This window comes from Streptomyces sp. NPDC002130 (assembly GCF_040296465.1).
Lineage (GTDB): Bacteria > Actinomycetota > Actinomycetes > Streptomycetales > Streptomycetaceae > Streptomyces.
Genome location: NZ_JBEOXI010000044.1, coordinates 1 through 24,463 on the forward strand (window position 1 = coordinate 1; position 24,463 = coordinate 24,463).

The window sequence follows — 24,463 nt, forward strand, 5'->3', positions numbered from 1 at the left end:
CGTGAGGCAGGTCGAGTGCGGCAGGATAGGCAACCAACGAGGCTCCCGCGCCGGTGGGTTGAGACGTAGAACACCTCCTCCAACGGCACGGGAGCCTTGTCCGTTGTGGGGACCGATCCCCTCACCCGATCAGTGGCCACGCTGAAAAAGCTCAGTAGTGTCTGCTGGAATGCTGGCTTCGTCCGCGAGAGCGATACCAGGAGCCGTGCATGGGAACGTGGGGAACAGGCCCATTCGACAGCGATCTCGCTGCCGACTTCGTCGATGAACTCGAGGGACTGACTTCTCAGAAGGTCATCGAAGTGCTCGAGCGAGCATTCCAGCGAGTCACGGATTCCGGAGCACGCGTGGACGGCGGCACCGGCACCGAAGCGGTGGCCGCCGCGGCTCTCGTTGCCAGCACAATCCCGGGCAGCGGGATTGTGATCGACCCTGATGACGGACCCAGAGAACCTCTGCCGCAGCTTCCGCTGGCTCTCCGCTCGTCAGCCGTGCTCGCTCTGCGATGTGTACTCCAAGACGGATCGGAACTGCTGACCGGCTGGGTGGACAGTGCCGACGCCGCTCAGTGGCGCCACGAAGTCCAACGGATCGCGGAAGCCCTGGGACCGATTGGTCACGAGCAGTGACCGCGCCACACGAATTGGACCAGAGCCCCTGTTGCGGGATCGAGTTTCGTTCGGGTTGAGTGTCAGCGGCTGTGCCTACTTCTTCTGGCCAAGATCCAGCGAGAGGTCTCCTGGACAGGACTGGGGATGCCGCGGGTTCGGCGCTGACAGGCCGTGACCGGAACCGGCCCTTCCCGAGGCATCCCCGTCCCTTGCCTCACCGGTACGCCGGCGCCCCCCACGTGGCCTTGTAATGCTTGCTGTGCTCAGACCACCGGAACGCGCTCCGGACGCCGTCTGATCCGACGATCTCGATCCATGAGGTGTGATAGTCCCGCTTCAGCACCTCATTGCCGTTCGCGTCTTTCTCGTAGTGGGTGTTGGCCAGCTCGCAGGAGTCCGCGCACGTGGTGGCCACCTTGCCGGTCACCGGGTCGTTGCCGATGCTCTTGACCATCGGCTGCACGTTGATCCTGTCCTCGTGCGGATAGTCCGTGCACCAGTGCTTCGTCCCGTTCTCGATCTCGTTCGCCCGGGCCAGGGTGGGCCAGCGGCCACTGGCTGTCCCCAGGTTGCACACGGCCTGCCCGCTCTTGGAGAACTGGGCGATACCGCCGTTCGCGGCGACCCACAGCCGGTCGGAGTTGCCGTACACCGGGGTGAGGTCGTGCCCCCACGCGTCGCCCGACGGCTCCTGCTTGGGGAGGGGGAACACCTTCACGTTGCCGGCGCGGGTGTCGAGCGCGCCGTTCACGTAGGTGTACCTGCGAAGCTCCTTGCCGCCGAGCGCCCACAGATAGCCGCCGTCGGGGTCGTACGTCAGTTCGTGGGCCTGCCCGAGCAGAATTCGCTGCTTGGGGCTGTTGCTCCAACTGCCCGTGGCCGTGCCCTGAGCCCTGGTGTAGAGCGCGATGTAACCGCCCTTGCGGTTGGCGAAGGCCGCCGCGACATTGCCGTCGGGCAGCAACTCCACGCCGTGCAGATCGCCCGTCACCTGGTCCGTTCCGTCCGGCCAGGGCGAGTTGACGTTGATCGCCCAGTGGTAGCCCGACAACTGCGGGTACGGGATCACCCCGATGAAGCCACTGCCACCATCGCCCGTCACCAGCACCTGGTCTCCGTACACGCCGCCCGGCCGGAGCTTGTGCGAGGTGCCGCCCTTCCACGCCCCGCCCTTCAGGCTCGCGTCATTCACCCCGTGGTAGGCATCCGGCAGCCACCGCTGATACGGCTTCGACGCCGGCCACACCGAGGGGGACTTCGAGTCGAGGAACTCCAGTGCTTCCTCGGCCGCCGGGTAGCCGCTCGCATATGGCGGGCCATACTCGGTCCCGGCGATGAGCGGAGTGGCGCCCGCGTTGAACTCGACCTCGAGGGTCGGTGTGAAGTACGCCCGGTCACAGGCCCGGTCCGCACCGGCCGCCTTCGGGTTCATGGAGCAGAAGTCCTTGTACCCCGAGGTGCCGGTCTCGGCGGCGCTGAGCCGGATCCCGTAGTTGGGCGTGGTCGTGTCCGGTCGGACCCAGTCCTGCACCATCTCCGTGACGTCGATGTACTCGATGCCGTCGGAAAGGTGCGGCAGACGGTCGTTCGGCTGGTCCTCACAGCTTGGGTGCCCGAACTTGCCGAACCACGTGCCGACGGCCCCCTGGGTTGCCACAGTCGGCTGGTTGGACCAGTTGATCGTGCTCTGGTCCCAGGGTTCGGTGACCCGGTACACGCCCATCCAGGCCTGCGCGTTGCAGTCAGAGACGAACGCGTTGTACACCCGGAGATACGCCTTGGAGATCTTCGCCCCGGTCAGTTTGGAGGTGTCGAAGCGCAGGAAGCTGCGGTACTTCGTGGCGCCGTTGTCCGGCGTACCGACGTGCAGGAATGCTCCCTGCGAATGGTCTGTCTGGTGAGTGCTGCTGACGTACGTGTCCGCAAGCCGCTTGATGAGGTTCCGCGGACCGGACTGCGCCTTGGGCGAATGGACCGACGACCAGACAGGACGTGGGGTCTTCCCGTCCGCGTCTGAGGCCGCGGCCGCGGCTGCTGACGAAGGAGCGATGAGCAAAGCAGCTGCCATCGCCAGTCCGCTCCCCATCGTCAGAAGCCGCTGCCCTAGACCCCGCGTTGTATGACGACGCACCTATGTGCCACCTTCTTGTACATTCCGAGCTCCGCGAGCACGGACGGCGGATCCGCCCGATTCCGGCTGTGTGACAGGCCGGCCGTTCAGATGGTTGTACGACTCGAACACTCAACCCCCGCCCACCGGCCAGGGGGCGGTGCAGACGTCACGGACGGCCTGGCGGACCACCGCGCGCACCGCCGGCTCATCGGCCCCCAGGAGGCCGATGTGGGCGAGCGTGGCGAATCGGCGGGTAGATCAGAGCTTCGCGACATCGCCAGTTCGGCCGGAGACGGCGATGAGGGCGCGCTGGGACAGGCCGTAGTCGAGCGCGGCCGGGCAGGTGCCTCGCGTGCGAGACGTCTCGGTGCCGGCGTCGACGGCACCGTGAATCGCGGCCAAGGCGCGGGCGACAAGGAGCCGGTACGCCTGCGCGCGGCTGATGCCGAACTCCGCGTCACAGTACGCCTCCCAGCTCAGGTGACCGAGGGGTGTCCAGACACGGGTGGCTTGCACGTCGCGTACCCGGACGGCGAAGCACCGCCACGGAGCGCCGGACATCACGTCTCGCGCAGCCCGCCCCTCATCTCCCGGGCCTGCGACCGCGCTCAACGGCGGCCGCGCCGGTTCGGCGATGTCGTCGCCATCGAAGTCGGACCGGCCCGCCGCTGGTCAGTGCTGCCTGGGGCACATGGGAGTTCAACAGTTAGCCTTTTCAGCCGCCCCTGGCGGGTGAGGAACCGCCGGGTGTTGACGATGTCGGTGGGCAGGGCGACTAGGGTCTGTTGCGAAAGTGGATCTTAGTCGTTAATGATCACGGCCTGTGGGACGTGGTGATCTGACGAACGATCAGTGGGCCCGGCTGGAGCCGTGGCTGCCGAAGGGCATCAAGCCGGGCCGTCCGCCGCTGTGGACGCGGCGGCAGCTGATAGACGGCATACGGTGGCGGACCCGGACCGGCGCCCCTTGGCGTGATGTGCCAGAACGTTATGGGCCCTGGGACCGGGTGTACGACTTGTTCCGGCGGTGGCAGCGGGACGGTACGTGGACGCGGATCGTTACCCAACTCCAAGCCCAGGCCGACGCGACGGGTCTGATCACGTGGGAGGTGAACGTCGACTCCACCGTCTGCCGGGCTCACCAGCACGCCGCCGGGGCGTCGAAAAACGGGACCTGCAGAAGGAGCCGCCCGGCGGCATCGCCGTCGAACCGGCGGACCATGGTCTCGGACGCTCCCGGGGTGGGCTAACCACAAAGATCCACCTCTCCGTCGAGCAGGGACAGAAGCCGCTGTCGATCGTGATCACGGCCGGTCAGCGGGGCGATTCCCCGCAATTCGAGCCGGTCCTAGACGCGATCCGGGTGCCCCGACTCGGCCCTGGACGGCCTCGTCGGCGACCGGACCGGGTGCGGGCCGATAAGGCGTACGACTCCCGCAGCAACCGGGCTTACCTGCGCAGACGCGGGATCAAAGCGACCATACCGGTCCCGGCAGACCGGGTCCGCAACCGCCACAAGCTCGGCTCCCGGGGCGGTCGGCCTCCGAAGTTCGACAACACCGACTACCGCGAGCGGCATGCTGTCGAGTGTGGGATCAATCGCCTTAAGCGTCACCGGGCTGTGGGCACGAGGTACGACAAGCTCGCAGTCCGATACGAGGCGACCGTGCTGGTCGCAGTCCTCAACGAGTGGCTGTGACCAAGGGGGCCGGCGTGCTGAAGTCTCCCCGAATGCCCTGCCCCACGGCCCGGCCGGAGGTAGGGTCCGGATGTGCGTTGATCTCCCGGGCGGCGGCACTGTGCAGCCGCAGACGGTGCAGGGCGCCTCTCGAACAAGGGGCCGCCCCAGCAGGCATACCCGTCATCACTCCAGCGGAGATCTACGCCATGACTGCTCAGCAGCCTCTCACCTACGACGCACTCGTCGAACTCGCCGCCGCCGACCCAGCCGTCGTCGGCCTCGTCCTCAAAGGCTCCCGAGCCCACGACGGCATGATCACTCGGCACTCCGACCACGATCTGTACGTGGTCCTGGCCGACGACGCCACGACCGATCTCACCCGATTCGCCGGCCACCGCACCACCGAGCTGGACCTCGTCATCATCTCCCTCACCGAGTTCCGCACAACCGGAATGCCCGGCTTTGAACGCTACGCCCTCGCCCGAGCCCACGTCGTGCTCGACCGGCTCGATGGAGGCATCGCCCGGATCCTCGCCGACAAGGCACGCCTGGATGCGGATGAAGCATTCCAAAACGCCAGTGGCTGGCTCGACGCCTACGCCAACTCGCTCTACCGCTCCATCAAAAACCACCGGGACGGCCAGGCCCTGGCCGCTCGCCTGGACGCCGCCGACAGCATCGGGTTCCTGCTCGAGCTGCTCTTCGCCATCGACCGCCGCCCCCGCCCCTACAACAAGTACCTGGAGTGGGAGCTTGCCCGACATCCGCTGCCGGGCTGGGACACCGACGTGTTGCTCCGTGCCGTGGACCATATCTCGGCAACAGGCGACCCATCCCTGCAGCGGCATCTGTTCGCCCTTGTCGAGGCGGCGGCCCGAGAGGCCGGACACAGCGAGGTACTGGATGCATGGGGCGAGGACCTGGACCTCATGAGACCGCAATAGGAGACGGAGACACTCCCTGTGGCCGTGGCCGTGGCCGTGGCCGTGGCCGTGGCCGTGGCCTACAGCCGCAGGCGATGCCGAGACTTTGGCAACAGGCCCTAGTTGCTTGAGGCCGTGAGTTGCGGGGGGTCTCTCTTGGGGAGGCTGTTGCGTGGCTGGTCCGGGGATGTGAGCGGCCGCTGGTGGGCTGCGCCGTTGTCGTGTTCGGCTGCCGTGTGGGCGGCCGTGTGTCGTGGGAGGCGGCGGCGGGCTCGCGCGCTTGCTCACTCTCTGGTGCTGTGGAGCGGTGGGTGTAACGGCGTGGCAGGCGTCATGGTGCGGTGTGTGGTGTGCCCCTTGTGCCCTCGTGCCTTCGCGTTGTGGAGGTGGTGGTCGTCGGTTTGGGCCGGTGGCTCTTCGAGGGTGGGCGATTGGCGGTAGTCGCAGCTCAGGCGAGTTCGGGTCACACACGGATCAACAGTTGTCGTTTGACAACTATGGCCATGAGGCAACAAAGTAGCCGTGTCAGACGTGCGCGGGAAGGGACGGCAATGTGTGCGGAGGCCGCTCCGTGCGCGAGTGGCAGGGATTGGTTTCTCGGAGGTCGGCGTCGTGCCGCGCTGTTCAGGCGGTCTGGCTGCCGGTTTCGGCGTCGTCGTCGTGTATCTGTGCCGTCGCCACCGCGCAGAACGCCTCCAGCCCGTGCATCAGTGCGAGTCGGTCGGCTGGGGACATCTGGTCGAGGACATCCTGGAGCGTCTTTTCCCTGCGGACCCGCAAACCCGCAAGGAGGGCCCTGCCCCGGCTGCTGAGGCGCAGGCGCACCTCGCGTCTGTCCGTCCGGCTGACGTCGCGCTCGATCAGACCGGCGGCCTGGAGCCGGTCGCACAGCCGGCTGGTCGAGGGCGGGGTGGAGGCGAGGAGGGAAGCGAGGGTGCGCAGGTTGATCCGCTCGTGGTGTTCGAGGATGAACAGCACGCGCATCTGCGACGCGGAGGCCGGCGCCGTCGAGGCCCGGCCCCACAGGACTTCCAGCAGCTCCGCGGCCGTGGCAGTCACGCGGGCGACCTCGTTCGGCTCTAGGCGGGGGCGGAAGGCAGTCACGGTCACACTCTCGCAGGCACTGGGAAGACTGTCAGCGTACTCGGCGCACGCTGGGACCAGAGATGACTTGGGATACCGGCACGGCCGATCGGGCGGCTCCGTCATGTGGGCGGCGTCCGTGGCCGTCCGGCGATAGATTGGTGTATCGACCATCGTGAACAGATATGTGGCCGCTGAGCGTGCACTGCGTACAGCGGCTCCCCACGAATTGCTCACCGCTGTGCGCGGCGTTCTCGCCGAGCAGTACACGGCCGAAACCGTCGAGCTGTTCATGGCCGACTACGGACTGACGGTGCTGCAGCCGGTGTCCGTGCTCCCGCACACCATGGAACCGGTGTCGATCCACAACAGCCCGGCCGGCCGGGCGTTCGCCGCCCAGGAACCCTTCGTCGAACCCGCTTCGGGCAGTCCTCTTGCGCGGGCCCACCTGCCCGTCAGCGTGCGGGGCGACCGTCTGGGGGTGCTGTCGGTGACGCTGGCCTGCGACCAGGTCGAGGACTGCCTGGCGGAGCTGGCCGACATCGCCGAGGTGCTGGGGCACGAGGTGACCGTGGCCGAGCGGGACACCGACCTCTACCTCCAGGCCCGGCGCAAGGACCGGCTCACCCTGGCCGCCGAGATGCAGTGGCAGCTGCTGCCCGGCCGCTCCTGCGCCAGCCCCGAGTACGAGCTGGGCGCGCAGCTGGAACCGGCCTACGCGATCTTCGGCGACAACTTCGACTGGTCGGCGACATCGGACCGGCTCATGCTCTACGTCACCAACGGCATGGGCGAGGGCATAGAGGCCTCCCTGCTGACCAACCTGGCCATCAACGCCCTGCGCAACGCCCGGCGCGCGGGCATCTCCATCGACGACCAGGCCGCCCTGGCCGACCAGGCCGTGTTCGCGCACTACCAGGGCCGCTGCTACCTGTCGGTTTTGATGTTCGACTTCGACCTGGCCACCGGGAACGCCCGGGTGGTGGACGCCGGCTCGCCGCAGCTGCTGCGCCTGCGCGGCGGCACCGTGGAGCGGATCACCTTCGAGGCCCAGCTGCCGCTGGGGATGTTCGAGGAGACCGACTACGTGGCCCAGGACTTCCACGTCGAACCCGGGGACCGGCTGGTCTTCGTCAGCGACGGGGTGTACGCCGTCGCCTCACCGCGCGGCGAGGCCTACGGGGACGCCGCCCTGAGCCGGGCGATCCAGTCGACCCGGCTGCTGCCGGCGGCCGAGGTGCCCAGGGCCATCCTGCGCGAACTGACCGGCCACCGCGGCCAGCCCGCCCCGGATGACGACGCCCTGGTGATGTGCCTGGACTGGCGCGGCCGGTGAAAACGTCCCGCCGGGCCGCTGCCGTGCGATCGGCCATTGTTTGCGCCGCATCTCCAGCGCTAATGTTTGCCATATGACAACAATTGCCTGATGGCCGGCCGTCCGGCGGGCCCAAGGGTTGTACAAGGAGAAGATGCAGGTGTCGGAGCACGACGCGGCCTCGGAGCTGGCAGCGCGCAAGGTGAGCGAGTTCCTCCAGCTCAGGCAGGAGCAGATCGCCCAGCGCTGGGCCGACGCAGCCCTCTTCCGCACCGTGTTCACCGTGTCCCGGGACGAGGTGGTGGAGGCGTGCAAGGCCGTGATCGAGGCCCTTGCCGAGGTGGCCACCTCCGGCCGGCCGGACGACATCACGGCCCCCGGCTTCCAGACGGTGCGCGAGCAACTGGGCCGGATGGCGGCCTCCCGGGCCCGCACCGGTTCCACTCCGTCGCAGGTGGCAGGCGAGGTCGCAGAGCTGCGCCGGCCTGCCGTAACGCTTCTCCAGGAAGAGTTCGACGATCCGGACGACGACCAAGCACAAAAATGCGTGCTGGCTCTCACCTTGCTGATGGGCACGCTGCGCCTGGTGGTGATGGAGACCATGCTCAGCCAGGGCCAGGAGCTCATCGAACGGCAACGCCAGCAACTGCTGGAAGTGGCCACCCCGGTCATCAAGCTCTGGGAGGGCATCGTCGCCGTGCCGCTGATCGGCACATTGGACAGCGCGCGCAGCCAGGTGGTCATGGAGAGCCTGCTGGACGCGATCGTCGCCGAGCGCGCCCGGTACGCCATCCTCGACATCACCGGCGTGCCCACGGTCGACTCGCTGGTCGCCCAGCACCTGATGAAGACGGTGGCGGCGGCGCGGCTGATGGGCGCCGAGTGCATCGTCTCCGGCATCCGGCCTGCGATCGCGCAGACCATCGTCCATCTCGGCATCGACCTCGGGACCGTGGTGACCCGATCCTCGCTGGCCGACGCCCTGGCGCACGCGTTGCGCCAGCAGGGCATCGCGGTGGCTCCCGGAACGCCGGCCGTGAGCCTGCCGTGACCGGCTTGGGGCAGGGCCACACCTCCCGGGTGCCTGTGCTGGTCCTCGGCAAGACCCTTCTGGTCACCCTTCAGGGGGAGCTGCGCGACGGCACGGCCGAGCAGCTCCAGTACGACATCACCGCCCGTATCGCCCACAGCCCGGTGACGGGGGTCGTGATCGACATCTCCGGCGTGGACATCGTCGACTCGTTCCTGGGGCGCGTACTGGCCGAGATCGCTTCCAGCGCCCGGTTGATGGCAGCCCGGACCGTCCTGGCCGGCATGCGCCCCGCAGTCGCGATCACACTGGTCGAGCTGGGCCTCGCCCTGCCCGGCCTGGTCACCGCCCTGAACGTCGAGCGGGCTCTGGCCCTGCTCGACCACAGCCCCTCCACCGACCCGCCGCCTATCCGGAGGGCGCAGCATGCAGACCTCCTCTGACACGGGCACAACGAGGTTGCCGATCGGCTCGGACATCGATCTGGCGTGGGCGCGGCAAAAGGTGCGGCAGATGGCGGCCGAAGGCGGCTTCACCCTGGTGCAGCAGACCAAGCTGATCACCGCGGCCAGCGAACTGGCCCGCAACACTCTCATCCACGGAGGCGGCGGCCAACTCGAGATGACCACGCTGCAGCACGGGCTGCGCCTGACCTTCACCGACTCCGGCCCCGGCATCCGCGACATCGAGCAAGCGATGACCGACGGCTTCACCACCGGCAACGGCCTGGGGCTGGGCCTGAGCGGGGCCAAACGCCTGGTCCAGGACTTCCATATCGACAGCCACCCCGGCCAGGGCACCACCATCACCATCACCGCCTGGGCCACCGCCATGCCCCATCCCCGGGCGGAGCACGGATGAGCAGAGCGGGGAACATACCGGTGCACGACTCCACACGCGTGCGAGATGTCCGCGTGGCGGCCGAGGCCGCGCACAGCGACGGCCCACCCGGCCGCTGGACGCCGCCACAGGACACCGGACTCCTTCGTCGCGATCCTGCGGTGAGGGCCGCGGCCACCGTGCGCGACGCCGGCAGCGCAGCCCGCCCGCTGCGTGATGACACCAGCGTGGCCGTACCGGCCCCCGACCGCTGGACAGGCACCCATGAACACCGTCCCTGACCACTGGACGATCACCACAACCACCGACGCAGCCCACGCACGCACGGCAGCGGCCCGGCTCACCACCGCAGCCGGTGTGCCCCTGATCGATCGCGCCCGCTTCCTGACGGCGGTCGCCGGGAAACTACGCCAGTGCCTCAAGCACGGCGGAACCTGGGAACTCAGCCTCCGCACAGACACCAGCACCGACGGGCACGGCCGAATCGAAGCCATCATTCGCCCGGCCCACCCCGCACCGCGCGACCCTCGAACCTGGCGGCTCTCGATCGCCTGCCCCCACCCCCCACAGGCGGACACCACCGCCCCGGCACAGCCAGACCCCGCAAAGATCGCCGAGGCGCTTCTGGCCGCAGACGAAGACACCGCCGAGCTCCTTGACCGCCTGGACGCACAAGAAGCACTGGTTTGCTCCCACCGCGACGAACTCCACCACACCAACCAAGGCGTCCTGGCTCTCCACGCCGAACTGGACGCCGCCGACCGCAGCCAACGCGACCTGCTGGCGGCCGAACAGGCCGCACGGGCACAGGCGGAGAACGCGCGGCGCCTGCTGACCTTCCTCGCCGACGCCAGCGACGCCGTCACCGCATCCCTGCACCACGAGGACATCCTGCGCCGACTGCCCGAACTCCTCATCCCCCGCTACGCCCGCCATGTGGATGTCTGGCTGTTCGACGACGACCCCACCACGCACCACGCTCACCGGCCGGCCGCCGCCGTGGCCGCCGCCCGCACCGGCCGGCCTCAGCACGCCGCAGCCCACCCCGGCCACCTGCCCGGCGTCGACGACCTGCCCCCCTCAGTCCTGGAACGCGAACATCCCCTGCTGAGTGTTCCGCTCCTTGGCCGCGACCTCCTGGGCGTACTCACCCTCACCGCCACCGGCACCCGATTCGATCCAGACGAAGCGATCATGCTCATCGAGCTGGCCCGCCGCACCGGCATCGCCCTGGACAACGCCCGCCGCTACGCACAGCACCGGGACACAGCCGAAACCCTCCAACGCGCCCAGCTCACCGAGCTGCCCACCACCCCCGATGTGCGCCTGGCAGCCCGATACCTGCCCGCCACACACGGCCTCAACATCGGCGGCGACTGGTACGACGCCTTCGTCCAGCCCGACGGCAGCCTGCTTGCCGCCGTCGGCGACGTCACCGGCCACGGCCTGCGCGCGGCCGTCATGATGGGACAACTGCGCACCGCGCTGCGCGCCTACGCCATCGAAAGCGACACCCCGGCCGGCATCCTCACCCGCCTGCACCGCCTGGTCCGCGACCAGCAACACGAGCTGTACGCGACCGCCGTGATCGCCTGCTTCCGCCCCGGCGACCCGACCGTCCTGTGGGCCGCTGCCGGGCACCCTCCCGCCCTCGTGCGCGACCCCGCGGGCAGCGTCCGGATCCTGGATGACAAGCCAGGGGTCATGCTGGGCGTTCCCCTGCCCTGCGAGTACCAGGACCACACCGTCGTCCTCCCGCCCGGCTCGACCCTCGCCCTGTACACCGACGGGCTGGTCGAACGCCGCGCACAGGGCATCGACCCCGGCATCCACCGGCTCAGCCAGGCCATGGCCGCGCTGAGCACAGCCGAAGCGGAAAACGATCTGAACGCGGCGGCCGAGTCTCTACTGAAACCCTTGCTCCACGACTCCGAACGCGACGACGACGTCTGCCTGCTGCTGTGCGGCCGAACCTGACGCCTGCCGCCCCATCGACAGCTACCAGACAGACCCGTCGGCAGCCGTCCAGGCAGACCCGTCGGCAGCCGTCCTTTTGTGCACTTCGATCGATCTACCGCAGGGGCGAACCGCGATAGCGTGGAACCACCAGCGGAGAGGCGGAAGCCATGAACACCTCTGAACCGGCCGCGTCCGCAGAAAGCCTGCTGCGCGCCGCTCCGCCCCACCTCCTGGTCGCCACAGCCCACCGTCTGCTGACAGACGGGGTCGGAGCCCAGGAAGTGACGCTGCTGCTGGCCGACTACGGGCTGGCCGTCCTGCAGCCGGTCACCCACCTGCCCAACACCGGCGAACCCGTCCCCGCCCACGACGGTCCCGCCGGGCGCGCCTTCGTCAGCCAGATGCCGGTCGTCGAGGTCACCCGCGATCCAACCTCCCAGGTGGTGCACCTGCCCCTGACCGTGCGAGGCGACCGGCTGGGAGTGCTCTGCGTCCGCATGCCCACCAACGCCGTAGACCCCACCATGGTGCTCCGACTCGGCGACTTCGCCACCGCGCTCGCCCACGAAGTCGCCACCGCCGGCCGCGACACCGACCTGTACCTGCGGGCCCGCCGTACCCGCCGTCTCACCCTCGCCGCCGAGATGCAGTGGCAACTGCTCCCGGGCCGCGGCTGCGCCCGCCAGGAGTACACCGTCGGAGCCCACCTCGAGCCCGCCTACGCCATCGGAGGAGACAACTTCGACTGGTCCACCAGCGCCGACCACCTCACGATCACCGTCACCGACGGCATGGGCCAAGGCATCGACGCCTCCTTGCTCACGAGCCTGGCCGTCGGCGCCCTGCGCAACGCCCGCCGGGCCGGCATCAGCCTCACCGACCAGGCATGCCTGGCCGACCAGGCCATCTACGCCCAGTACGGCGGCAAGGTCTACGCCTCCACCCTGCTCCTGCACTTCGCCCTCGACACCGGCACCGTCCACGCCGTCGACGCCGGATCTCCCCAGCTCTACCGCCAGCGCGGCTCCACCATCGAGCAGATCGAACTGGAAGCCCAGCTCCCGCTCGGCATGTTCGAAGAGACCCCCTACGAGGAGCAGACGTTCCGGATCGAGCCCGGCGACCGCCTCATCGTGGTCAGCACCGGCGTGCACGGCGCCCGCTCCGCGGACGGCGGACTCTTCGGAGAACGCGCCCTGCGGCAAACCCTCAGCGCCACACGACTGGCACCCCCGCACGAAGCCGCACGCTCCGTGGTCTCCGCACTGATCACACACTTCGGCAGCAAAGACCTCACCGCCGACGCCGCCGTCGTCTGCCTCGACTGGAAGGGCCGCGGCATCAAGGCCGCACACCACCCCAGCCCCGAAGCATGAACGCCACCACGCCTCAATCTCGGAGGCCCACGAAACGGGCTGGAACGTCTCGCCTCATGCAGGTGGTGATCCCCGCCAGGAGCCACTGCGCCGTACAGGATCCTGACCAGCGAGGAACGCTCTCATCCCCTTACTGAGAAGCATCAGCTCAGCGGGTTCCATCGCCGCCAGAGCCACCGCAAGGGCCTGTGAGCGCCGCGCTGCCACATCGTCCAGGACGTGCCGGCCCTGCGTGGTGACGGTCAGCCGCACCTCCCGGCGACTGTGAGGGTGCAAAGCCCGTTCCAGCAGGCCTGCCGCCTCCAGCCGATCACACAGACGGCTGGCAGTGGGAAGCCCTACCTCCAGGCGCTCGGCCAAAGCAGTGAGATTCAGATCCGGCGCCGTCTCCACGGCACGCAACGCCCGCAACTGATGCAACGACAACCGCACCGCTGCTCCCTGAGCAGCCAGCGACCAAAGACTCGTCAGGCTCTCCACCGCATCAGCGATCGCCCGTGCGACGGCTTCAGGGCCATCACACGGTCCCGCCGCATCATCATCGCCGGGGCCGCCGGGGTGGGTCACGAACGTGTCTCTTTCAGTAACTGCCGCGCAGCGGGTATCCCGCTCATCTAATCGCTGTACCCGAAGAGTCGCGGAGCAAGCAGCGAGCGCAGCCGTCCGCCGATCAGGAAGTCCGGGCGGGGCATCACCATGGGGCATGCCTGAAGCGGAGGAGCCCATGCAGTACGAGTTCCGGGTCCGCGGACCGGTCCCGGAGAACGCTGCGGAGACGCTCCCCGAGCTGGACTCCGTGATGCTGGCGGACAAGACGGTCTTCTACGGCACCGTCATCGATGAGGCGCAGCTGTTCGGCCTGCTGGCCCGCTTCCGCATGCCGGGGCTGCTGGTCACGCAAATGCGGCCGCTGCCGTATTGATCCCGCCCATGGCACGCAGGTGCCACGATCACGCCTGCGAGCCTGGAATACGTGAACACCGGCACTTCCCCAGCGCATCCCCGGGGTCCACAGTGAAAGCAGCACTACTTCGCACCGGAGGCGGTCATGCTCCTCCTCGGCATCATCCTGCTGGTCGTCGGATTCATCACCGGCATATCGATCCTGTGGACGATCGGGATCATCCTCGCGGTCATCGGCGCCGTGCTGTGGATCATGGGTTCCATGGGACACGCGGTCGCCGGCCGCCGCCACTACTGGTGACCTGCCTCAACAGGCAGGACTGCACCGTCATCCGTGCATGCTGACGCACGCGCCTTCGCCTGGCCGTGTGCCAGATCCCCACGCCCGGCAGGCCGCGGCCATCGACCGGTCATTGTCCGCAGGCCGCACGGTGTGCACGAGAGTGCCCCGAAGGAACCGCTAGGGCCAATGGCGCAGGATCAGCTGTGGGGCGCGGCGGGTGAGCCAGGCGCTGGCCAGCCCGATGGCGGCGCCGGCGGCGACGTCACTGGGGTAGTGGGCGCCGCTTTGCACGCGTTCGATGGCCACCATGGCGGCCGGCACCGCGCACGCGGCACCGGCCAGCGGCCAGGCGGGGGTGATGGCGGTGGTGAAGGCGACCGCGGCGGCGGTGTGCCCGGAGGGGAAGGAGGAGGAGTCGGGACGGTCCTCGACCTCGTCGTGCGGGAACCACTGCTTCGGGGGCCGGGGCCGGCCGGCCAGCTGCTTGCACACTCCGTTGGAGACCAGCTGCGCCACGGCCACCGCGGCCAGGCCCGCGGCGGCGGCCTTGCGGCCGCGCCAGCCGCCCAGCCACACCATCATCATCGCGGCGCCGCACCACAGCTTGGTTCCCTCTGCCGTCTCCTCCACCGCTGACAGCGTCCGGTGAAGGCCGGGTGAGGCACTGGCAGCGAGCCGCTTGGTCAGACTCCGGTCTGTCTCACGGATCCCTGCCAGGAAGCTCATAGCCTGCGGGTAGGAAGATCACCGGCCATGCCAGACGCCGCTGCGGCGCTGCGACGCGGTCAGGTCTCGTCCAGGCGGCGCCGGTCTTCCTCGTCCCATTTGCGGGTGTCGCGCGGCTGGGTGTACGGCTCGGCCTCGGGCGGATGTCCGCCGGCGATGGCCCGCTGCCGTACGGATTCCGCGTCGAACTCCAGGCCCAGCAGAATGGCCAGGTTGGTGATCCACAGCCAGACCAGGAAGACGATGACGCCGGCCATCGTGCCGTAGGTCTTGTTGTACGAGGCGAAGTTGGCGACGTAGAACGCGAACCCGGCGGAGGCGATCATCCAGATCAGCAGGGCCAGGAAGCTGCCCGGCGTGACCCACCTGAATCCCTTCACCTTCGCGTTGGGGCTCGCCCCGTACAGAATCGCGATCATGACCGTGACCAAAAGCACCAGCACCGGCCACTTGGCGATCGACCACACCGTCAGCGCGGTGTCCCCGATCCCGAGCGCCTGCCCGGCCTGGCGGGCCAGGGAGCCGGTGAAGACGACGATCAGCGCGCTGATCACGGCCAGCACCATCAGCACGATGGTGACCCCGACCCGCACGGGCAGGACCTTCCACACCGGGCGGCCCTCGGGCATGTCGTAGACGGCGTTGGAGGTGCGGATGAACGCCGCCACGTAACCGGACGCCGACCAGATCGCCAGCACCAGGCCGACGATCGCCATGATCGAGCCGATGCCGGCGTTGCCCTGCAACTGCTGAACGGCCCCGGTGATGATGTTGCGGGCCGAGCCGGGGGCGAACTGCTGGAGGTTGTTCAGCACCGTGTCGGTGGCGGACTTACCGGCGAGGCCCAGCAGGGAAACCAGCGCCAGCAGCGCGGGGAACAGCGAGAGGATCCCGTAGTACGTCAGGGCCGCGGCGCGGTCGGTCAGCTCGTCGTCCTTGAACTCCTTCAGGGTGCCTTTGAGGACCTTGCCCCACGATGCTTTGGGCAGCTTGGTCGGCGTGTCCGGTGCCCGCCGCTCGACCTCAGGCCCCGGCCCAACCTCCTCCGGCGCCAGCACCCCGTCACTGCGGTGGTGGTCTTTTCGCCCTGGAAGATGCAGCTTTGCCATACCCGGCCGAGTAACCCCGCGGCCATGGTCTTACGCCCCCGGCCGCCCCTGTACATCCGGCCGACAATCCAGGGAGGGGCCGCCACCGTCGAGGATGCTGCCCAGCTTCATTCGTCAGCACCCGAGGTGCGGCCTGTCACGGGGCGGGCAACAGTGGACGGACGCAGTGCCCATGCGCTGCTGGTCTCGCCGTCCACCGAAGGGAAGCCCCGAGATGTCGCAACGCAACACCGTCCTGCGCAGCCTGCACGACCTTGGACTGGCCGCATGGTTCGGCGGCTCCTTGATGGGCGCAGTGGGCGTCAACGGCGCGGCACGAGCCGAGGGCGGAACGCAGACAGGCACCGCACGGATCGCCAGCTCCGGCTGGGCGAAGTGGGCGCCGGTGAACGCCGCGGCGATCGGAACTCATCTGGTCGGCAGCAGCGGCCTGCTCGGGGCGAACGCGGCACGGGTTGCCACCCAGCAGGGAGTGGCCGCCTCCACCGTGGCCAAGACGGTTCTGACCGGAGCCGCCCTGGCCGCCACCGCCTACAGCCGGGTGCTGGGCAAGAAGATCGAGCTGGTGTCCTCCAGAGACCCGGAAGACACCGAAAAGGCCCGGGAGCACCCCGTCGACACGGAGAAGGCTCAGCGGCAGCTCGGCTTCCTGCAGTGGACCGTCCCGGCCCTGACCGGCGGCCTGCTCATTCTCAATGCGCTGCACGGAGAACAGCAGCGCCCCGAGGAGCAGGCCCGGGGAATGTGGCAGCGGGCCATGAGCCGGGCGCCGCACATGCCCCCCACGCCGCACATGCCGCCGATGCCGGACTGGCGCTGGATGCAGCACTGACTACCCGGTTTTCAGGGTCCGAGTGCCTCACGCAGGTCGGCTCGGCAGTCGATGACGTCGTCAACGCCGACGATCTGCAGGGTGCGCATCACTGATCCGGCGGGGCCGGCCAGGCGTATCCAGCCGCCTGCCGCGGTGACGGCTTGGTAGGCGGCGATGAGGATGTTGATGCCGGTGGAGTCCATGAAGGTGACCTGTCGCATGTCCACCACGATGCGGCGCCGGGCGGTGTCGGAGACGTTCAGGGCCTGCCTGAGCCGATCGCCGGTGTCACGGTCGATCTCACCGGCCAGGGTCAGCACGCGGACGCCGTCAGTGGCGGTGGACAGAACCGACAGCCCGACCGGCCGCGGTGCCTGCTCAGCTCGTTCGGGGTCGGTCATGTGCCCTTCTGCCATGTCGGTGATACTGGCACACCAAGACCTTCCACCTGCAGTGCTGCCCTGCACAGTGCGGGTAATGCCTTCCCATCGAGGGCGTAAAGCGTGTACCACGCATGCGCGGGTACGCGCGGGGGTGTGAACGGGGTATCAGAGGCGGGCCGCGATGGAACCAGTGCCGGTGGGTGAGGACAGCGCGGCCCCGGATGAGCAGGCCATACAGACCACGGTGGCCCTGGAAGGCGACGGCACGTGCATCGCCCACGCCCGCCACCTCGCCGCGGACTTCCTCACCCGCGTCCAGGCCGAGCACGGCCTGCCCGTCTCGCAGCGCGCCATGGACCTCACCCAGCTGGTGGTCAGCGAGCTGGTCACCAACGCCCGCAAGTACGCGCCGGGACCGGTGCTGATGGATCTGCGCATCGCCGGCGACGCGGTCGAGGTGGTGGTGTGGGACTGCGATCCGGTGCTGCCGGTGGCCCGGGCCGCGGATGCCGGGCGGGTGGGACAGCACGGCCTGGAGATCGTCATGGCCGTCGCCCAGGGCTTCGAGGCGCAGCGCGAGCCGGTCGGCAAACGGATCACCGCCCGCATCGCCCTCCTGGACGACCCCGGCGGAGCCGTCACCGGACGCCGGCCCATCTAGAACGACGCGGCCGCCCCCGCCTGGCGGGCCAGCGCTGCGTGTACTTCCCCGACAAGGACATCGAGCAGCGCCGCGCCCTGGCCGTGCTCGAGGACCTCTTCAGCGACCTGGACCAGTTTGACGTTGGTGTGCTGGGAGACCTCCCGCAGCACCGTGAAGCCGTCGCCCGGGGGAATCTGCCCCAGGACCGTCAGGACGCCGACGGCCTGGTCGACGACGGCATGCGAGGCGAGCGCCTGCTGCAGTTGCCTGTTCTCCGCCCGCACCCCCTCCAGCTCCGCCGCTAGTTCGTCGGCCGACGAACGCGTGGACCGCGGATGGGGACGGGCCGATGAGGACATGGCGATCACCGAGAAAGACAGCGGACCGGGGCACCCCCACACGCCTGCCCCGGTTGCCTTCGACCTGAGCACGTCACTACCCGGGAGTCCCCCGGCAGTAGCTCTCCGGGGGACACCGCGGCGCTGGGTGCCCGGGCGGGGTGCCCGGCGCGCTGAAACGGGTAGCCGTCGGCTGTTCGGGCACCCGAGACGTCATGCACGGACAACATGCGCGTCCCACCAGCAGCAGCCTCATCGGCCAGGCCTCCACAGCCGAGACATCGCCGCCCGGTCCCGACGGCGCCAAGCACTCACGCCGAGGCCGGCGCACCGGCCGCCTACGCCGCCGCGTCCTCGCCTACCGGGCCATCGATTTCCTGTCCACGCACATCCCGGACGACCCCGGCCCGGGCGACGAATGCCTGCTCCTCGTGCACACCCGCCAGGTCGTCGGCCAGATCCGCTACCAGATCTGCACTGACTGCGCCCAGGGCGTCATCACCACCGTCGCCATCGACGAGCGCTTCCACAGCACCGGCCTGGGCACCCGTGCGCTGTCACACCTACAATCCCGCCACCCGGGACTGACCTGGTGCAGCACACTGCGCAAACGCACCACCCGTGATCTCCTGCGCCGGATGCGCATTCCCACAACCACTTCTGCCACGCCCTGCCCCCACGCTCACCAGACACTCGCTGCCCCGGCCGGCCCGATACTCGCCAGCGGCTGACCCCCACGCTCACCGGTCACGCGCGGTGGAGAAGGCACCCTCTCAGGCCGCGATGGCGTGCTTGACGTACATCACCGCGCCGCACGGCGGAACCGGCATGGAGGACGGGTGGCAGGGCATCCGAGGCGAAGGGGATGGGCTGACCGCGCTTTCGGTGCCGCCCGTCGACGTCAAGAGCCTCTTAGGGGTGAGAAGGTGAAGGGCTTCCGCAGCTTCATCCTGCGCGGCAACGTGGTCGACCTGGCCGTCGGCATCGTCATCGGGGCAGCGTTCACCGCCGTGGTGAACGGCTTCGTCAGCGCCTTCCTGACACCAATCGTCGGACTGGCCACCGGCGCCACCGGCGACATGAGCCGCAAGACCTTCACCCTAGGCGCCACCGAGTTCCCCTACGGCGCCTTCATCAACGCGGCGATCAGCTTCCTCCTCCTCGCCAGCGCCCTGTACTTCCTGGTCGTGCTCCCGATCAACAAGCTCCACGAACGCCTCGCCCCGCACCACGACGTCCAGGCCCCCAAACGGGACTGCCCCGAATGCCTCAGCCCCGTACCCGCCCAGGCCCGACGCTGCGCCTCCTGCACCGTCTCCCTGCCCGCCGTACCCGCTCAGGCCGGGGAGACAACCCAGCGCGCCGGGTGACCGAGACCTGACATCGCTGACAATGAGCAGCAGGGCTGCCCCGCCCGGCCCCGGCGGCTAGTGCTCCCATGGGCGCGGCAGCATGTGCCACAGGGCTCTGAGCCAGTCGGGCGGGTTGGCCAGGAACTTGTCCACCAGGCGGGCCGTGAAGGACCGAGCGGCGCCCTGGGCGGCGCCCTGGACTATCGCGGCGGTCAGGCCGGCACCGGCAGCGGGCTGCTGCCGAGCGGGCGAAGGGGCGGGCGCGGGCAGGTTGTCCCGGGTCATGATGCTGCCCCCTTGAGCAGAGGAATCAAGGACAGCGGACACCTGTCGTGGTGTCGTCCGCGTGGGGGTGGTGCGCGCCTCGCGGTCGGCGGTCCTGCTGCTCTTTGCGGGGTCTCGGCCCTGGCCCAGGGTGGCGTGTTTCAGCGTAGCGGCGATCGGGACGGGTGTTGCCCTGGGTGTCTGGCGGGTGGTCATCGGTAGGGCCTCCGGCGTGAATTCGACATGGCGGGCGGGACAGTGACAGGACTCAGGTGCTTGCGTCTCGTCCGGGCACGGCTCCTTCACCCTGTAGGGCCGCAGGCCGGGACCCGGACAGCAGTGGCCGGGAAAAAGATCCCGGGCACGACGAAGGCCCGGACATCTGGTCCGGGCCTTGCGCTTTCGAAGTCCTCCAGCGAGTCGAGTACCGGTAAGGGAGCCGGTCTTCCCCTCCCGCCCTCAGGGCTTGCAGGCGGCCGCCGGTGTGGAGCGCTGTTCTTCACCGGTGCAGGCCGGCACCGGCCGGCGGCGTCCCGGTCGCCGATGTTCGCAGCCGTGACCGCGACGGCCAGGAGCAGGCCGAGGGTGTCGGTCACGATGTGCCGCTTTCGGCCCGGCACCCTCTTCCCGCCGTCGTCGCCGCGTGAGGCGGCCGGCACCGTCGCGGCGGCCGCACCGACTGCGCGTCGATGATCCCCGCAGTGGGCTCGGACTCGCGGCCCTCGCGCCCACGGACCGTCCCGTGCAGCCGGTCGTGGAACTCGGCGATCAGCCCGTGCTCGCGCCAGCGGCGGAAGAAGGCGTAGACCCGGCCCCATGCGGGGAAGTCCGCGGGCATCGCCCGCCACGAGATCCCGCCCGCGACCAGGTAGCGGATCGCGTCCAACAGCTGCCGGTGGCAGTAACCCCCGGGCCGTCCACCCCGCCCCTGGAACCAGACCGGCACCGGCAGCAACGGCCGGACGGACGCCCACTCCGCGTCCGTCATGTCCGACCTATACCGGCGCACCCGGTCCGGATGGTCGGCCGCGTTGCCGTACACGCGCGCGAGGCAATCGCACGACACGGCGGGCGAGTTGAGGTCAACAGGCTCGGGCACGTACAACAAAGACAACAGGGCCTGCGGGAACCACTCGGAACGGGATCGCACCCCCGAGCTACCTGGAGGCCCTGCTTTCACGCGCGGAGACCCGCCGCAGTCACCCGATCGAGACTCCCGTTCGATCGACAGCCTTCGAGATCGGTACGGGCAACAACCACTTACGTGTCGGGATGCTCAGGCAGGGCGAGCCAGTCCGACCAGGAGATCTCGCGGCCGAGGAAGCGCGGCTGCTCGAACGGCCAGTCGGCGGCGATCCACTGCGGCACCAGCGCATCGAGGGCCTGCTCGACCTTGCTGCCCACCAGCTCGTCCACCACCCACCAGGAGATCTCGCCGTCCGCGCCGGCCCTCTCCGGTGGGTCGATGTAGACACAGCCGAGCAGAGCTGTCTCCGCCGCGTCGAACAGCGCGTAGTTGAAGGACTGGTGTGCGGCGATCTCCTTCTCGTGCCGCAACAGGTCGGCCTGGTCGGCCTCGTAGGTCATGGTGGCCGCGGGCCAGCCCCAGGCCGGTCCGAAGATGGTCCACAGCCGCTCGCGCGAACCCATCACAGCCGGATAGTCGAGCGGGGTGTCCGCCTCCCGGATCGGCCGCAGGTGATGGCCACCGCCCGGCAGCGGTACCAGGACGGGGTGGACGAAGTCATCGGGAAGCCAGCTCATGGCGCCCGACCGTAGCAGCGCGCGGCCGCCCGCTCCCCTGGAAATGCTCCCCGTATACCGCCAGGCCCTGCTCTCATGCCGGGCAGGGCCCGCGATCACCCGATCGAGACTCCCGTTCGATCGACACACTCCATGATCGGTATGGCAACGGCTTCTGAGCCAGTAACACTTCACCCGCGTTGTAAGCCTCGAACGCCCGCTTAGCGACCTGGTGATACTCGATTCAGCACCCACAAGCCACACGCCAGGGGCTACTGCGGCAACGGTGGTGGCGAAGGGCTCAGACATCTGCATGACGTCAGTGTGCGGCGCCTCGCGTCGCTCAGGGCTTCGGTGCTGCGCCAGCAGCGGGCCGTCGCGCGCTGTGAGCAAATCCCTCGCGGTGGATTTGCGTGAGGACTGGCCGGGCGCGCTGGCCGCCGCAGGGCCCCACCCGGCGGTGCCGACCGTGTGGCTCACCGAAGGACTGCTGATCCATCTGCCCGAGGACGCGGTGGAGCTGCGGCTGGCCCGAATCAGCGCGCAGTCGGCGGCAGGCAGTTGGATGGGGCTGACGCTGGGCTCGCGCGGCGTGACCGAGCGCTTCGGCGCGGACGCCGTGCCGGGATCGGCGGCGTCCATGTGGGTCTCGGAGATGCCCGACGACCCGGTGGGCTGGCTGGCCGGGCACGGCTGGGAGGCCGGCAGCCACACCCTGCGAGAGTGCGCTGCCGCCTACGACCGCCCGATCAGCACCCCCCGCAGCGCGAGGAGCGGCCTGGCGGACTGATCTCGGCCATCCGCCGGTAGAGCGCCTCCTCCCGGTTCCCCACCGAGGACGTAAGTACCTGACCGGTGTCAGTTCGCATCGACACTTTCTGGAGTCGGGTGCACTGAGCACGGCCTCCGCTCGCGGGCCGCCGACCCCGGCTCGCTGCTCAGTCGGGTGGGGCGCCTGGGTCGATGACCCGATACCCCACGCCGGGTGTGGTGGCGATGACCGGGGGGTCGCCGAGTTTGCGGCGCAGGCGGCTGATGGTCACCGTGACGGTGTTGGTGAACGGGTCGGCGTGCTCGTCCCAGACCTGTTCGAGGAGGTTCTCCGTGCTGAGGAAGGCGGGGCTCGCGTCAAGGAGGGCTTCGAGTACCGCGAACTCCTTGACGGAAAGGTCGAGTCGGTGGCCATCGCGGCTGGCGGTACGGCGCATCGGGTCGAGTTCGATGCCCGCCGTGCTCAGGGTGCGGGACCGGGCAGCGGGGCGGCGGCGGGCCAGAGCGCGGATGCGCAGGATGAGTTCGGGAAAGTGGAAGGGCTTGGCGAGGTAGTCGTCGGCACCCAGGGTCAGGCCGCTGACGCGGTCGCCGGGTGAGTCGGCGGCGGTCAGCATCAGGACCATCACGCGGCCGTCCCGCTCGGTGATCATCTGGCAGAGGGTGTCGCCGTGGATGCCTGGCAGGTCGCGGTCGAGCACGACGACGTCGTACGCGTTGACGTCCAGCCTGGCCGCGGCGTCGAGCCCGTCGTGGGCCACGTCCACGGCCATGCCCTGGTCGCGCAGTCCCTCGGCAATGACTTCGGCGAGGGGGCGGGCGTCCTCGACCACCAGGACTCTCAACGCGCCACGCTCGTCTCTGTGTCGGGGGCTTCCGCCGTCGCCCTGCCGTCCGCAGGGGGGAGGTTGATGGTGACGCGCAGGCCGCCGTCGGGGCGGGCGCGCAGGTCCAGGGTGCCGTGGTGGGCCTGGGTGATGGCCGCGACGATGGAGAGGCCGAGGCCGCTGCCCTGGCCGGTGCCGGTCCGGTCGGCGCCAAGACGGCGGAAGGGCTGCGCGAGGTCCGCCACCCGCCGCTGGTCGAGGACCGGTCCGCTGGACTCGACGACGAGGGACACTGCACCCGCGTCGTCTCCTTCGGCCCGTACCGCGACACTGATCCAGCCCCCGGGGGCGTTGTGCGTGATCGCGTTGTCGACCACGTTGTCGACCGCGCGGCGCAGCAGCGTCCGGCTGCCCCGCACCCACGCGGAGTCATCGATCCGGTTTTCACGCACGGTCAGGCCCTTGACCGCGATGTCCTTGGCCCGTCCGGTCAGGGCGGTCAGCGCGAGTTGGCCGAGGGCGAGGCGCGCCGAGTCGGTGAACTCGCCGTGCCGGGTGCGAGCCAGGACGAGGAAACTCTCCAGCAGCCGGTCCACCTGGTCGAGTTCGGCGCGCATCCGGGCGGCCAGCGTGGCCGTGGCCTCGGGCACCGGGCCCGGCTTGGCGAGGGCCACGTCCAGGGAGGCCCGCATCGTGGTGAGCGGGGTGCGCAGCTCGTGGGAGGCGTTGGCGACGAAGAGGCGCTGGGCGTCGAAGGATCCCTCCAGGCGGCCGAGGAGGTCGTCGATGGTGTCGGCGAGGTCCTTGACCTCGTCGCCCGGGCCGCCGATGGCCAGGCGTTCGTGCAGGCTGTCGGCGGTGATCCGGCGGGTGGCCGCCGTCATCACGCGCAGCGGGCGCAGCACCCGGCCGGCGACGAACCAGCCGAGGCCGACCGAGACCACCGCCATGACGCCGAGGGCGATGGCGGAGCCGAGCAGGATCTGCCGGGACTGGGTGTCGTGCGCCTGGGCCAGCTGCTGCTCCAGATCGTCGATGCGGCCCTGGGCCTGTGCCGCCGCGGCGGGCTGATCGGTGCCCCCATCGGGGGCGGTCCGGCTGGAGCGCGATCCGCCGGACGCCACCACGGCCGCGATGGCGAGCAGCGCCGTTCCCGACAGCAGGAACAGCGTCACGTACAAGGCGGTGAAGCGGGTGCGGGCAGTGCCACGGCGCAGGCCGAGCCGGACAGTCAGGCCCGCGAGCCGCCGGGGCGGACCCCATTTCATCCGCATGCTCCCCTCTCGCCACCGCACCAGGACACGTACCAGGCCAGGCTAAGCCGAGGCGCCTAACAGCGAGATGACAGCGGCCGTTCGGCCCCTGTAACTCCCTCCG

Annotated in this window: 28 protein-coding genes and 2 pseudogenes; 16 read left to right on the forward strand and 14 right to left on the reverse strand. The window is 69.4% G+C overall.

Going from position 1 to position 24,463, the window contains the following annotated elements:
• Window positions 1-209: 209 nt before the first annotated feature.
• Entirely contained in the window at window positions 210-629 is a 420-nt protein-coding gene (locus tag ABT116_RS11160) for a DUF4259 domain-containing protein (RefSeq protein ID WP_351630914.1), read from the forward strand.
• Window positions 630-825: 196 nt separating this feature from the next.
• Here the strand turns inward: ABT116_RS11160 and ABT116_RS11165 are convergent, their stop codons facing one another.
• Window positions 826-2,679 (reverse strand): DUF6528 family protein, encoded by a 1,854-nt coding sequence (locus ABT116_RS11165; RefSeq protein ID WP_351630917.1) that lies wholly within the window; start codon window positions 2,677-2,679, stop codon window positions 826-828.
• A 303-nt stretch (window positions 2,680-2,982) separates the two neighbouring features.
• Window positions 2,983-3,240, reverse strand: a complete 258-nt coding sequence (locus ABT116_RS11170; protein ID WP_351630920.1) for a hypothetical protein — start codon at window positions 3,238-3,240, stop codon at window positions 2,983-2,985.
• Between the two features lie 307 nt (window positions 3,241-3,547).
• Here ABT116_RS11170 and ABT116_RS11175 point away from each other — a divergent pair.
• Both ABT116_RS11175 and ABT116_RS11180 read left to right on the forward strand, forming a co-directional pair.
• Window positions 3,548-4,422, forward strand: a protein-coding gene (locus ABT116_RS11175; RefSeq protein WP_502983853.1) for an IS5 family transposase whose coding sequence is annotated in 2 segments (ribosomal slippage) — window positions 3,548-3,905 and window positions 3,905-4,422 — 876 coding nt in all. Because the reading frame shifts where the segments join, the coding sequence is not laid out codon by codon here.
• A 188-nt stretch (window positions 4,423-4,610) separates the two neighbouring features.
• Window positions 4,611-5,348, forward strand: a complete 738-nt coding sequence (locus tag ABT116_RS11180) for a hypothetical protein (RefSeq protein WP_351630924.1) — start codon at window positions 4,611-4,613, stop codon at window positions 5,346-5,348.
• A gap of 603 nt (window positions 5,349-5,951) precedes the next feature.
• On the opposite strand, the gene ABT116_RS11185 is transcribed toward ABT116_RS11180, so the two are convergent.
• A complete protein-coding gene (locus ABT116_RS11185) occupies window positions 5,952-6,437 on the reverse strand; it encodes a MarR family transcriptional regulator (RefSeq protein ID WP_351630927.1) in 486 nt (161 codons plus the stop codon).
• A 160-nt stretch (window positions 6,438-6,597) separates the two neighbouring features.
• On the opposite strand from ABT116_RS11185, the gene ABT116_RS11190 reads away from it, so the two are divergent.
• From ABT116_RS11190 to ABT116_RS11215, 6 genes are all read left to right on the forward strand, one after another.
• Window positions 6,598-7,746, forward strand: a complete 1,149-nt coding sequence (locus ABT116_RS11190) for a PP2C family protein-serine/threonine phosphatase (RefSeq protein ID WP_351630930.1) — start codon at window positions 6,598-6,600, stop codon at window positions 7,744-7,746.
• A 133-nt stretch (window positions 7,747-7,879) separates the two neighbouring features.
• A complete protein-coding gene (locus ABT116_RS11195; RefSeq protein WP_351630933.1) occupies window positions 7,880-8,776 on the forward strand; it encodes an STAS domain-containing protein in 897 nt (298 codons plus the stop codon).
• A complete protein-coding gene (locus ABT116_RS11200; RefSeq protein ID WP_351630935.1) occupies window positions 8,773-9,198 on the forward strand; it encodes an STAS domain-containing protein in 426 nt (141 codons plus the stop codon). The genes ABT116_RS11195 and ABT116_RS11200 overlap by 4 nt, the downstream gene beginning before the upstream one ends.
• Window positions 9,182-9,616, forward strand: a complete 435-nt coding sequence (locus ABT116_RS11205; protein WP_351630938.1) for an anti-sigma regulatory factor — start codon at window positions 9,182-9,184, stop codon at window positions 9,614-9,616. Before ABT116_RS11200 ends, ABT116_RS11205 begins: the two co-directional genes overlap by 17 nt.
• 243 nt (window positions 9,617-9,859) lie before the next feature.
• Entirely contained in the window at window positions 9,860-11,572 is a 1,713-nt protein-coding gene (locus tag ABT116_RS11210; protein WP_351630939.1) for a PP2C family protein-serine/threonine phosphatase, read from the forward strand.
• A gap of 149 nt (window positions 11,573-11,721) precedes the next feature.
• A complete protein-coding gene (locus tag ABT116_RS11215) occupies window positions 11,722-12,930 on the forward strand; it encodes a PP2C family protein-serine/threonine phosphatase (protein ID WP_351630941.1) in 1,209 nt (402 codons plus the stop codon).
• Between the two features lie 54 nt (window positions 12,931-12,984).
• Here ABT116_RS11215 and ABT116_RS11220 read toward each other — a convergent pair whose 3' ends face one another.
• The gene (locus tag ABT116_RS11220; RefSeq protein ID WP_351630943.1) at window positions 12,985-13,497 is read right to left on the reverse strand and encodes a MarR family winged helix-turn-helix transcriptional regulator; all 513 of its coding nucleotides are present in this window, start codon (window positions 13,495-13,497) and stop codon (window positions 12,985-12,987) included.
• A 136-nt stretch (window positions 13,498-13,633) separates the two neighbouring features.
• On the opposite strand from ABT116_RS11220, the gene ABT116_RS11225 reads away from it, so the two are divergent.
• Both ABT116_RS11225 and ABT116_RS11230 read left to right on the forward strand, forming a co-directional pair.
• Window positions 13,634-13,852, forward strand: a complete 219-nt coding sequence (locus ABT116_RS11225; RefSeq protein WP_351630945.1) for a DUF8691 family protein — start codon at window positions 13,634-13,636, stop codon at window positions 13,850-13,852.
• Window positions 13,853-13,978: 126 nt separating this feature from the next.
• The gene (locus ABT116_RS11230; protein ID WP_279542761.1) at window positions 13,979-14,134 is read left to right on the forward strand and encodes a DUF6131 family protein; all 156 of its coding nucleotides are present in this window, start codon (window positions 13,979-13,981) and stop codon (window positions 14,132-14,134) included.
• Between the two features lie 159 nt (window positions 14,135-14,293).
• Here ABT116_RS11230 and ABT116_RS11235 read toward each other — a convergent pair whose 3' ends face one another.
• Both ABT116_RS11235 and ABT116_RS11240 read right to left on the reverse strand, forming a co-directional pair.
• The gene (locus tag ABT116_RS11235; RefSeq protein WP_351630948.1) at window positions 14,294-14,746 is read right to left on the reverse strand and encodes a phosphatase PAP2 family protein; all 453 of its coding nucleotides are present in this window, start codon (window positions 14,744-14,746) and stop codon (window positions 14,294-14,296) included.
• A 155-nt stretch (window positions 14,747-14,901) separates the two neighbouring features.
• Window positions 14,902-15,951: a YihY/virulence factor BrkB family protein gene (locus tag ABT116_RS11240; RefSeq protein WP_351630951.1), complete on the reverse strand. Its 1,050-nt coding sequence runs from the start codon at window positions 15,949-15,951 to the stop codon at window positions 14,902-14,904.
• Between the two features lie 214 nt (window positions 15,952-16,165).
• Between ABT116_RS11240 and ABT116_RS11245 the strand changes: the two genes are divergently transcribed.
• A complete protein-coding gene (locus tag ABT116_RS11245) occupies window positions 16,166-16,783 on the forward strand; it encodes a hypothetical protein (RefSeq protein WP_351630953.1) in 618 nt (205 codons plus the stop codon).
• A gap of 11 nt (window positions 16,784-16,794) precedes the next feature.
• Here the strand turns inward: ABT116_RS11245 and ABT116_RS11250 are convergent, their stop codons facing one another.
• Window positions 16,795-17,181 carry an STAS domain-containing protein gene (locus tag ABT116_RS11250; protein ID WP_351630956.1) on the reverse strand — a complete coding sequence of 129 codons (387 nt, stop codon included), beginning with the start codon at window positions 17,179-17,181 and terminating at the stop codon, window positions 16,795-16,797.
• Window positions 17,182-17,329: 148 nt separating this feature from the next.
• Between ABT116_RS11250 and ABT116_RS11255 the strand changes: the two genes are divergently transcribed.
• Window positions 17,330-17,809, forward strand: a complete 480-nt coding sequence (locus ABT116_RS11255) for an ATP-binding protein (protein WP_351630958.1) — start codon at window positions 17,330-17,332, stop codon at window positions 17,807-17,809.
• Here the strand turns inward: ABT116_RS11255 and ABT116_RS11260 are convergent.
• A complete protein-coding gene (locus tag ABT116_RS11260) occupies window positions 17,806-18,150 on the reverse strand; it encodes an ANTAR domain-containing protein (RefSeq protein ID WP_351630961.1) in 345 nt (114 codons plus the stop codon). The two genes, ABT116_RS11255 and ABT116_RS11260, sit on opposite strands and share 4 nt — an antisense overlap.
• A 194-nt stretch (window positions 18,151-18,344) precedes the next feature.
• Here ABT116_RS11260 and ABT116_RS11265 point away from each other — a divergent pair, with 194 nt between their 5' ends.
• Window positions 18,345-18,860, forward strand: a complete 516-nt coding sequence (locus ABT116_RS11265) for a hypothetical protein (RefSeq protein ID WP_351630964.1) — start codon at window positions 18,345-18,347, stop codon at window positions 18,858-18,860.
• Window positions 18,861-19,055: 195 nt separating this feature from the next.
• Window positions 19,056-19,499 carry a large conductance mechanosensitive channel protein MscL gene (mscL, locus tag ABT116_RS11270; RefSeq protein ID WP_351630965.1) on the forward strand — a complete coding sequence of 148 codons (444 nt, stop codon included), beginning with the start codon at window positions 19,056-19,058 and terminating at the stop codon, window positions 19,497-19,499.
• 57 nt (window positions 19,500-19,556) lie between these two features.
• Here the strand turns inward: mscL and ABT116_RS11275 are convergent, their stop codons facing one another.
• From ABT116_RS11275 to ABT116_RS11290, 4 genes and pseudogenes are all read right to left on the reverse strand, one after another.
• Window positions 19,557-19,766: a hypothetical protein gene (locus ABT116_RS11275; protein ID WP_351630968.1), complete on the reverse strand. Its 210-nt coding sequence runs from the start codon at window positions 19,764-19,766 to the stop codon at window positions 19,557-19,559.
• A 503-nt stretch (window positions 19,767-20,269) separates the two neighbouring features.
• A pseudogene (locus ABT116_RS50850) lies at window positions 20,270-20,386 on the reverse strand (transposase); the annotation flags it as partial.
• Window positions 20,338-20,733, reverse strand: coding sequence for a transposase (locus ABT116_RS11285; protein WP_502983854.1), 396 nt, complete (start codon window positions 20,731-20,733; stop codon window positions 20,338-20,340). The pseudogene ABT116_RS50850 and the gene ABT116_RS11285, both read right to left, overlap by 49 nt.
• Before the next feature lie 272 nt (window positions 20,734-21,005).
• Window positions 21,006-21,509 carry a GNAT family N-acetyltransferase gene (locus tag ABT116_RS11290; protein WP_073492597.1) on the reverse strand — a complete coding sequence of 168 codons (504 nt, stop codon included), beginning with the start codon at window positions 21,507-21,509 and terminating at the stop codon, window positions 21,006-21,008.
• A 273-nt stretch (window positions 21,510-21,782) separates the two neighbouring features.
• On the opposite strand from ABT116_RS11290, the pseudogene ABT116_RS11295 reads away from it, so the two are divergent.
• Window positions 21,783-22,298: pseudogene (locus tag ABT116_RS11295) on the forward strand (SAM-dependent methyltransferase); the annotation flags it as partial.
• 128 nt (window positions 22,299-22,426) lie between these two features.
• Here ABT116_RS11295 and ABT116_RS11300 read toward each other — a convergent pair.
• Together ABT116_RS11300 and ABT116_RS11305 are read right to left on the reverse strand one after the other, a co-directional pair.
• Complete coding sequence (locus ABT116_RS11300; RefSeq protein WP_351630977.1) at window positions 22,427-23,104, reverse strand: response regulator transcription factor; 678 nt, start codon at window positions 23,102-23,104, stop codon at window positions 22,427-22,429.
• Window positions 23,101-24,354 (reverse strand): sensor histidine kinase, encoded by a 1,254-nt coding sequence (locus ABT116_RS11305; RefSeq protein WP_351630979.1) that lies wholly within the window; start codon window positions 24,352-24,354, stop codon window positions 23,101-23,103. The genes ABT116_RS11300 and ABT116_RS11305 overlap by 4 nt, the downstream gene beginning before the upstream one ends.
• Window positions 24,355-24,463: the final 109 nt, after the last annotated feature.